The organism is Streptomyces lusitanus, from assembly GCF_042647945.1.
In the GTDB taxonomy this organism is placed as follows: Bacteria; Actinomycetota; Actinomycetes; order Streptomycetales; family Streptomycetaceae; genus Streptomyces; species Streptomyces pseudogriseolus.
On the sequence record NZ_JBHRWL010000011.1, the window covers coordinates 394,834 to 403,088 of the forward strand.

Genomic DNA, 8,255 nt, shown 5'->3' on the forward strand with positions numbered 1-8,255 from the left:
GTCCCGCGGTCAGCAGTGGTACGCCTGGTAGACCCGGTCGAAGCGCTGCGCCAGCAGGTCGTCGCGGTTGATGATCCAGCCCGCCTCGCCGTCTCCCATCTCGAAGACGACGCCCTCAGAGACCTCCAGGAGGTTCAGCCATGCTCCTGGTCCTCCCTCGTCGAAGGTCGTCGCTTCCGCCAAGGCCCGGGAGTACAGCTCCTCGAACCTCTCGGGGGCGTCCCGGCAGACGATCACGGCCTCCTCGCACTTCCTCAGGAACTCCGCGCCGTAGTAGGCCCGGTCCGAAGGGTTCAGCTCCACCCCGCGCAGCCCGCCGCGGCGCTCCACGCGCGGGAGGGTCCCGGTCCGCTCGGCGTACTCCCGGACAGCGGCCACGAGCAGGCCGAGCCCTTCCCGCAGGTCCTCTTCGACATCTGCCTGGAGGGCCAGCCGCTCGATCGTCTGCTCCTTGTAGGGGACCTCGGGGTCCCACGACCAGTCGAGCACGTCCCACGACGTGCCGGGGGTGCAGACCAGTGCCCGGCGCCTCAGCGGCTTCAGCTCGTCCGGTTCGCCGTGCAGGTCCCAACTCGGGGGAACGGGGCGCACGGCCGTCTCGGTGCCCGGTGGAACGTGGATCACCGGCACGACGCCGTCCTCGGCCTCGTATTCGCCGTAGGCGAAGAACAGGAGATGCCCTTCGCGCGGGAGGCCGTCGTCCAGCGGCTGCTTCGGCAGCGCGGCGAGGTCGAGCGACGCGACGAAGTAGTGCGCCGTGTCCCACTCGACGTCCGCGGGCAACTCCGGCAGCCCGCCCACATGACCCACCACGATCACCCCCGGGTCGATGTCGTCCTCGTCGGTCACGTAGATGTGGAAGGACGGCTGCATGTGCCACATGATCCGGGTGATGGCGTCGCTCGAGACGCCGTGCCGGGAGGCGAAGGCGCGGAACTCGTCTGTGTATGACATGGCGTCATCCTGCGGCACCCCACTGACAGTCCACCGGGTCTGAGCGTCGCCGGACGAACGGCGAAGGCCGCCACCCCTGGTCCGGGGTGACGGCCTTCGCGGGTGTGACCTCGCTCTTTACACGTCGAAGTACAGCTCGAACTCGTGCGGGTGCGGACGCAGCTGGAGCGGGGCGATCTCGTTCTGGCGCTTGTAGTCGATCCACGTCTCGATCAGGTCCGGCGTGAAGACGTCGCCCTGGAGGAGGAACTCGTGGTCGGACTCGAGGCGGTCCAGCACGGCGCCGAGGGAGGTCGGGACCTGGGCCACGCCCGCGTGCTCCTCGGGGGCCAGCTCGTAGAGGTCCTTGTCGATCGGCTCGGCCGGCTCGATCTTGTTCTTGATGCCGTCGAGGCCGGCCAGCAGCAGGGCCGAGAAGGCCAGGTACGGGTTGCCGGAGGAGTCCGGGGCGCGGAACTCGACGCGCTTGGCCTTCGGGTTCGAGCCGGTGATCGGGATACGCATGGCCGCGGAGCGGTTGCGCTGCGAGTACACCAGGTTGATCGGCGCCTCGAAGCCCGGCACCAGACGGTGGTACGAGTTCACCGTGGGGTTGGTGAAGGCCAGCAGCGACGGCGCGTGCTTGAGGATGCCGCCGATGTAGTAGCGGGCGGTGTCCGACAGGCCGGCGTAGCCCTGCTCGTCGTAGAAGAGGGGCTCGCCGCCCGCCCACAGCGACTGGTGGACGTGCATGCCGGAGCCGTTGTCACCGAAGATCGGCTTCGGCATGAAGGTCGCGGTCTTGCCGTTGCGCCAGGCGACGTTCTTCACGATGTACTTGAAGAGCTGGAGGTCGTCGGCGGCGGCGAGCAGCGTGTTGAACTTGTAGTTGATCTCGGCCTGGCCGGCGGTGCCCACCTCGTGGTGCTGGCGCTCGACCTGGAGGCCGGACCGCTCCAGCTCCAGGGAGATCTCGGCGCGCAGGTCGGCGAAGTGGTCGACCGGCGGGACCGGGAAGTAGCCGCCCTTGTAGCGGACCTTGTAACCGCGGTTGTCCTCCAGCGCACCGGTGTTCCAGGCGCCCGCCTCGGAGTCGATGTGGTAGAAGGACTCGTTCTCCGAGGTCTTGAAGCGCACGCTGTCGAACACGTAGAACTCGGCCTCGGGGCCGAAGAACGCGGTGTCGGCGATGCCGGTGGAGGCGAGGTACGCCTCGGCCTTCTTCGCCACGTTGCGCGGGTCACGGGAGTACTGCTCGCCCGTGATCGGGTCGTGGATGAAGAAGTTGATGTTGACCGTCTTGTCACGGCGGAAGGGGTCGACCCGCGCGGTGGACAGGTCGGGCAGCAGCGCCATGTCGGACTCGTGGATGGCCTGGAAGCCGCGGATCGAGGAGCCGTCGAAGGCCAGCTCCTCGGCCGGGTCGAAGGCCGACGCCGGGATCGTGAAGTGCTGCATCACGCCCGGCAGGTCGCAGAAGCGGACGTCGATGAACTTGACGTCCTCGTCCGCGATGAACTTCTTGGCCTCGTCGGCGTTCTGGAACATCCAGCTCCTCCTACTCCCGACCGTCCCGCCGGGGTGGTAGATCGTTCGTGCGGCCAGTGCGGGGGGCACACGCTGCACTCGACCCTAGGGACGGGTCATTTCTCGGGCGTGACCCGTTTGTTTCGCACAAGTTAACCAGCGCCTCTTCCACGGTAGCTCCGGCACACCCCGCCGTCTCCCGGTCATATCCGGTCGCAGTACCGTGGACGGGTGGACAACAGGCAAGCAATCGGATCATGGCTGTCCGGCCCCCGCGCGGCCATGGAGGAGGCCGGTGCCGACTTCGGTTACCGGGGTGAGCAGCTGGGGCTGCCGGAACAGGGACCGGGCTCGATCGCACGCCCCGGCCGCAGGCTCGGCGCCCTCGCTGTGGACTGGGGTCTGTGCCTCCTGATCGCATACGGTCTGTTCACCGACGGCTACGACGCCCGCACCGGCAACTGGGCGCTGCTGGTGTTCCTGGTGCTGAGCGTGCTCACCGTCGGCACCGTCGGCTTCACACCCGGCAAGCGGCTGTTCGGACTGCGCGTGGTCGCCCTCGGCACCGGCACGGTGCAGCCGCTGCGCGGCCTGCTGCGCTCGGTGCTGCTGTGCCTGGCGATCCCCGCCCTCGTCTGGGACCGCGACGGCCGCGGCCTGCACGACCGGCTGGCCCGCACGGTCGAGGTCCGCGTCTGAGACGCCCGGTACACGTACACGCGACACATACACGCGGACGAGGACGGGGCGCCGGAATTCACTTCCGGCGCCCCGTCCTCGTCCGTCCGTCGTGCGGGGCGGGCTCAGCGGCCCCGCTGACCGCCGCCCTTCGGCAGCTTCATGCCCTTCGGCATCGGCCCCTTCGGCAGCGGCATGTTGCTCATCAGGTCGCCCAGCGCGCGCAGCCGGTCGTTGGTCGCGGTGACCTGCGGGCCGGTGAGGACGCGCGGCAGCTTCAGCATCGTGGTGCGGAGCTTCTTGAGCTCCACCTGGCCCTCGCCGGTGCCCACCATCAGGTCGTGCACGGGCACGTCCGCGACGATGCGGTTCATCCGCTTCTTCTCGGCGGCCAGCAGGCTCTTCACCCGGTTCGGGTTGCCCTCGGCGACCAGCACGATGCCGGCCTTGCCGACCGCGCGGTGCACCACGTCCTGGTTGCGGTTCATCGCGACCGCCGGGGTCGTCGTCCAGCCTCGGCCGATGTTGTCGAGCACGGCCGCGGCGGCGCCGGGCTGTCCCTCCATCTGTCCAAAGGCAGCCCGCTCGGCACGGCGGCCGAACACGATCGCCGTCGCGAGGAAGGCGAGCAGGAAGCCCAGGATGCCGAGATAGATGGGGTGCCCGATCAAGAAGCCGATCGCGAGGAAGACACCGAAGGTGACGATTCCGACAGCCGCGAGTACAAGACCGATCTTCTTGTCGGCCCTGCGGGTCATCTTGTAGGTCAGAGCGATCTGCTTCAGTCGCCCGGGGTTCGCAGCGTCCGCTGCGGTTTCCTTCCTCGCCATGCCATGAAGTCTACGTGTCCCCCGGAGCGCGTTCGACGGCAGTGCCGGGGTCGGCCCGCGGCGGCCCGGCTCAGGGGCGCGTGATCAGGCTCTGGTCGAGGACGCGCTGCGCCTCGACCCGGTCCTGGGCGCGGCGGCGGTCCTCCAGCACGGACGTCCAGGCGTTGCGCCGGGCGGTGCGCTGGCCGCTGCTCATCAGCAGGGACTCGACGGCGCGCAGAGCGGTGGTGAGGGACGGGATGGCGGTGGCGCGGACGGGCGCGGCCTGCATGGTGACGGTCTCCCTCGATGCCGGCGGGCAATGGTGGCGTGCGGTGATACCAGGGTCACTGCCTGGTGTTACCAGGGCGTGACCGACCGGTCAAACGGGCATGAAGCCTTCACGCCGGGCCCCTGGACGCCGACGCGGCCCCGGCCTGTGCCCTCAACTGGGAGGACGGCCGGGACCGCGTTCTCTCGGCCACTACCCGCCGGTAGGGCCTTGTGCGTGAATTCACAGCGTGACGGTGGCGCGGCGGGGCAGGCTCCGCGGGCGCGCCCGTCGGGCTCGGACCGCCCGGCCGCCGCGCTCAGACCGCCGCCGCGCTCAGACCGCCTGGGAGGCGACGAAGGCGCCGCGCTTTTCGACGGCCATCTGGTACAGGCGGCCGGCCCGGTACGAGGAGCGGACCAGCGGCCCGGACATCACACCGGAGAAGCCGATCTGCTCGGCCTCCTCCTTCAGCTCCACGAACTCCTGCGGCTTCACCCAGCGCTCCACGGGGTGGTGGCGCACGGAGGGACGCAGGTACTGGGTGATGGTGACCAGCTCGCAGCCCGCGTCGTGCAGCTGCTTCAGCGCCTCGCTGACCTCCTCGCGGGTCTCACCCATGCCGAGGATCAGGTTGGACTTGGTGACCAGACCGAAGTCGCGGGCCTCGGTGATGACCTTCAGGGAGCGCTCGTAGCGGAAGCCGGGGCGGATCCGCTTGAAGATCCGGGGGACCGTCTCCACGTTGTGCGCGAACACCTCGGGGCGGGAGGAGAACACCTCCGCGAGCTGCTCGGGGACGGCGTTGAAGTCGGGGGCCAGCAGCTCGACCTTGGTGCGGCCCTCGGCGCGGTCCGCCGTCTGCGCGTGGATCTGGCGCACGGTCTCCGCGTACAGCCAGGCGCCGCCGTCCTCCAGGTCGTCGCGGGCGACGCCGGTGATCGTGGCGTAGTTCAGGTCCATCGTGACGACCGACTCGCCGACGCGGCGCGGCTCGTCCCGGTCCAGGGCCTCGGGCTTGCCGGTGTCGATCTGGCAGAAGTCGCAGCGCCGGGTGCACTGGTCGCCGCCGATGAGGAAGGTCGCCTCGCGGTCCTCCCAGCACTCGTAGATGTTGGGGCAGCCGGCTTCCTGGCAGACGGTGTGCAGACCCTCGCTCTTGACCAGGTTCTGCATCTTGGAGTACTCGGGGCCCATTTTCGCCCGGGTCTTGATCCACTCGGGCTTGCGCTCGATGGGGGTCTGGCTGTTGCGGACCTCCAGGCGCAGCATCTTGCGTCCGTCGGGTGCGACTGCGGACACGACCGGCTCCTAGCGATTGATTCTTCGGCGTCGTCAAGCGTACGCCCATGGAAGTGAAAGCCCGGACGGCCCTCAGACGCCGGACGCGGTGGCGGCCGCCGGTGTCTTCTCGACCACGCGCGGCTTCAGCTCGGCGTTCTCGAGGACGTCCTTGAGGTGGCGCTCCACGACGGGCAGCACCTCCTGGATCGTGATGTCGCGGCCCAGCTCGTTCGCCAGGGAGGCGACGCCCGCGTCGCGGATGCCACACGGGATGATCTTGTCGAACCACTTGTTGTCGGGGTTCACGTTCAGGGCGAAGCCGTGCATGGTGACGCCCTTGGCGACCCTGATGCCGATCGCGGCGATCTTGCGGTCCTCGCGGCGCTGGCCGGCGTTGGAGGGGGCGTACTCCGGGCCGTTGAGCCGGGGGTCGAACTCGTCGTCGGTGAGTCGCGGGTCGAAGTCCAGGGAGAGGCCGCCCAGGGCGGGGCGCCGCTCGACCGGGTCGCCCAGCACCCACACGCCGCTGCGGCCCTCGACCCGGGTGGTCGCCAGACCGAACTCCGCGCAGGTGCGGATCAGCGCCTCCTCCAGGCGGCGGACGTGCGCGACCACGTCCACCGGGCGGGGCAGCTTCTGGATGGGGTACCCCACCAGCTGGCCAGGACCGTGCCAGGTGATCTTGCCGCCGCGGTCCACGTCGATGACGGGGGTGCCGTCGAGGGGCCGCTCGCTGTCCTCGGTGCGCCGCCCGGCGGTGTAGACGGGCGGGTGCTCCAGCAGGATCACGGTGTCGGGCACCTCGTCGGCGAACCGCGCGGCGTGCACCCGGCGCTGCTCGTCCCAGGCCACCTGGTAGTCCACCGCCTCGTCACCGAAGCCCATCCGGACGAACCGCAACTCACCCACGGCAAACGCCTCCCTCGAAGGTCGTCAGGCGCGAAACGCGCCCACGCCACTGTACGACCGTTCGACGGACCGCCCGCCGTCGGCCGTCGCCACGAGGGTCGCCCCACGGTTGCCACGGCCGGCGTCGCGGCCGTCCGTCCCGCGCCCGTCAGCGTCGAACCAATCCTCACACGATCGGATGAATGCCTGTCGATCTCTGCGATCGCGTGCTCACTCTCCGCTACATTCGCGCCGACCACGAGGCCATAAGGGCTGCTCACAGGCAATCCGGACAGACCACCAGCCGGAAGGCAGGAGACCGCACCGCAGATGACGGAACGACCCGCGCAGCGCACCCCCAACCGACAGCTCGCCGCGCTCATCGCAGAAGCGGGGTTCTCCAACGCGGGACTCGCCCGTCGCGTGGACCAGCTTGGTCTCGAACACGGGCTCGACCTGAGATACGACAAGACCTCCGTCACCCGCTGGCTGCGCGGACAGCAGCCGCGCGGCACGACACCGGCGCTGATCGCCGAGGTCTTCACCCGGCGCCTCGGCCGCCGGCTCACCGCCCAGGACCTCGGACTGGACGCCTGCGCGCCGGTCTACGCGGGACTGGAGTTCGCCGCCACCCCCGAGGAGGCCGTCGACATCGTCGGCGGGCTGTGGCGCAAGGACTCCGGCAGCCACGCCGAGCTGCGGAAGATCGCGTTCACCTCGGCGGGCCTCGTCGTGCCCAGCCGGGACTGGCTGATCGGACGGCCCGACGAGAAGGTCGCGCGCGCCGAGCCGGTACGGGTGCCCGCCCAGGGCCGCTCGCCGGTGCGGCCCGTGACGCCCGCCGAGCTCGCCGCCCGCCGGCGCGGGGCTGCCGACCGGGCGCCCGGCCACCGGGTCACCGCGGGCGACATCGCCGCGCTGCGCTCGGTCGGCGAGCTCTTCCGCACCCTCGACGACGCCTACGGCGGCGGGCACGCCCGCCAGGCCCTCGTGCGCTACCTCGAACACGAACTGGAGCCGATGCTGCGCGGCACCTACGGCGAGCAGACGGGCCGCCGGCTCTTCGCCGCCGCGGCCGACCTGACCCGGCTGGCCGGCTGGACCTCGTACGACATCGCCGCGCACGGGCTGGCCCAGCGGTACTTCGTCCAGGCGCTCCGGCTGGCGCAGGCGGCCGGCGACCGGGCGTACGGCGCGTTCGTGCTGGTCACCATGAGCCGGCAGGCCGTCTACCTCGGCCACGGACGGGAGGCCGTGCAGCTCGCCCGGGTCGCCCAGCAGGGCGTGGGCAGTTCGGCGCCGCCCGCCGTCCAGGCCCTGCTGCACGCGGCGGAGGCGCGGGGGCACGGGGTGCTGGGGGAGGTACGGGCCTGCACGGCCGCGCTGGTCCGCGCGGAGCGGGCGCTGGACGCGGCGCGGCCCGGGGACGAGGTGCCGCACTGGGCGCGGTTCTTCGACGAGGCGCAGCTCGCCGACGAGTTCGGGCACTGCCACCGGGATCTTCAGCAGTTCCGGGCGGCGGCTCAGCACGCGGAGCGGTCGTTGCAGTTGCGGGCGCCGGGGTACGCGCGGAGCCGGCTGTTCTGCCGGGTCGTTCTCGCGACCGCGCGGCTGGGGCTGGGGGAGTTGGACCAGGCGTGCCAGTTGGGGGCGGAGGCGGCGGCTCAGGCGGGGGAGATGCGGTCGGTGCGGGCGGTGGAGTATGTGCGGGATTTCGAGCGGCGGTTGGAGCCGTATCGGGATGCGGCGGCTGTGCGGGCGTATCGGGACAGGGTGGCTGCGGCGTTCGTCTGAGGCGGGGGTGTTGTACCTCGGCGCGTACGAGGTGCCGCCTGCGCCCACCCGTGCCGCCCTAGGCGGCACGA

Annotated in this window: 8 protein-coding genes; 2 read left to right on the top strand and 6 right to left on the bottom strand. The window is 70.6% G+C overall.

Annotation, left to right across the window (positions count from 1 at the left end):
• Positions 1-9 precede the first annotated feature (9 nt).
• Together ACFOSY_RS19775 and glnA are read right to left on the bottom strand one after the other, a co-directional pair.
• Positions 10-954: a DUF1963 domain-containing protein gene (locus tag ACFOSY_RS19775; RefSeq protein WP_394308649.1), complete on the bottom strand. Its 945-nt coding sequence runs from the start codon at positions 952-954 to the stop codon at positions 10-12.
• A 117-nt stretch (positions 955-1,071) separates the two neighbouring features.
• The gene (glnA, locus tag ACFOSY_RS19780; RefSeq protein WP_006130122.1) at positions 1,072-2,481 is read right to left on the bottom strand and encodes a type I glutamate--ammonia ligase; all 1,410 of its coding nucleotides are present in this window, start codon (positions 2,479-2,481) and stop codon (positions 1,072-1,074) included.
• A gap of 210 nt (positions 2,482-2,691) precedes the next feature.
• Here glnA and ACFOSY_RS19785 point away from each other — a divergent pair, with 210 nt between their 5' ends.
• The gene (locus ACFOSY_RS19785) at positions 2,692-3,159 is read left to right on the top strand and encodes an RDD family protein (protein ID WP_394308651.1); all 468 of its coding nucleotides are present in this window, start codon (positions 2,692-2,694) and stop codon (positions 3,157-3,159) included.
• Positions 3,160-3,263: 104 nt separating this feature from the next.
• Here ACFOSY_RS19785 and ACFOSY_RS19790 read toward each other — a convergent pair whose 3' ends face one another.
• From ACFOSY_RS19790 to lipB, 4 genes are all read right to left on the bottom strand, one after another.
• Positions 3,264-3,968 (bottom strand): DUF4191 domain-containing protein, encoded by a 705-nt coding sequence (locus ACFOSY_RS19790; RefSeq protein ID WP_225654081.1) that lies wholly within the window; start codon positions 3,966-3,968, stop codon positions 3,264-3,266.
• 70 nt (positions 3,969-4,038) lie between these two features.
• The gene (locus tag ACFOSY_RS19795; protein ID WP_394308654.1) at positions 4,039-4,239 is read right to left on the bottom strand and encodes an SCO2195 family GlnR-regulated protein; all 201 of its coding nucleotides are present in this window, start codon (positions 4,237-4,239) and stop codon (positions 4,039-4,041) included.
• Between the two features lie 315 nt (positions 4,240-4,554).
• Entirely contained in the window at positions 4,555-5,520 is a 966-nt protein-coding gene (gene lipA / locus ACFOSY_RS19800) for a lipoyl synthase (protein ID WP_006130126.1), read from the bottom strand.
• Positions 5,521-5,592: 72 nt separating this feature from the next.
• Positions 5,593-6,411, bottom strand: a complete 819-nt coding sequence (gene lipB / locus ACFOSY_RS19805; RefSeq protein WP_394308657.1) for a lipoyl(octanoyl) transferase LipB — start codon at positions 6,409-6,411, stop codon at positions 5,593-5,595.
• Between the two features lie 309 nt (positions 6,412-6,720).
• Here lipB and ACFOSY_RS19810 point away from each other — a divergent pair, with 309 nt between their 5' ends.
• Positions 6,721-8,184, top strand: a complete 1,464-nt coding sequence (locus ACFOSY_RS19810) for a regulator (RefSeq protein WP_394308659.1) — start codon at positions 6,721-6,723, stop codon at positions 8,182-8,184.
• Positions 8,185-8,255 lie beyond the last annotated feature (71 nt).

Coding starts and splice junctions, on each gene's coding strand:
- ACFOSY_RS19810 (WP_394308659.1), top strand. CDS start 6,721: ATGACGGAACGACCCGCGCAGCGCACCCCCAACCGACAGCTCGCCGCG.
- ACFOSY_RS19795 (WP_394308654.1), bottom strand. CDS start 4,239: ATGCAGGCCGCGCCCGTCCGCGCCACCGCCATCCCGTCCCTCACCACC.
- ACFOSY_RS19790 (WP_225654081.1), bottom strand. CDS start 3,968: ATGGCGAGGAAGGAAACCGCAGCGGACGCTGCGAACCCCGGGCGACTG.
- ACFOSY_RS19775 (WP_394308649.1), bottom strand. CDS start 954: ATGTCATACACAGACGAGTTCCGCGCCTTCGCCTCCCGGCACGGCGTC.
- glnA (WP_006130122.1), bottom strand. CDS start 2,481: ATGTTCCAGAACGCCGACGAGGCCAAGAAGTTCATCGCGGACGAGGAC.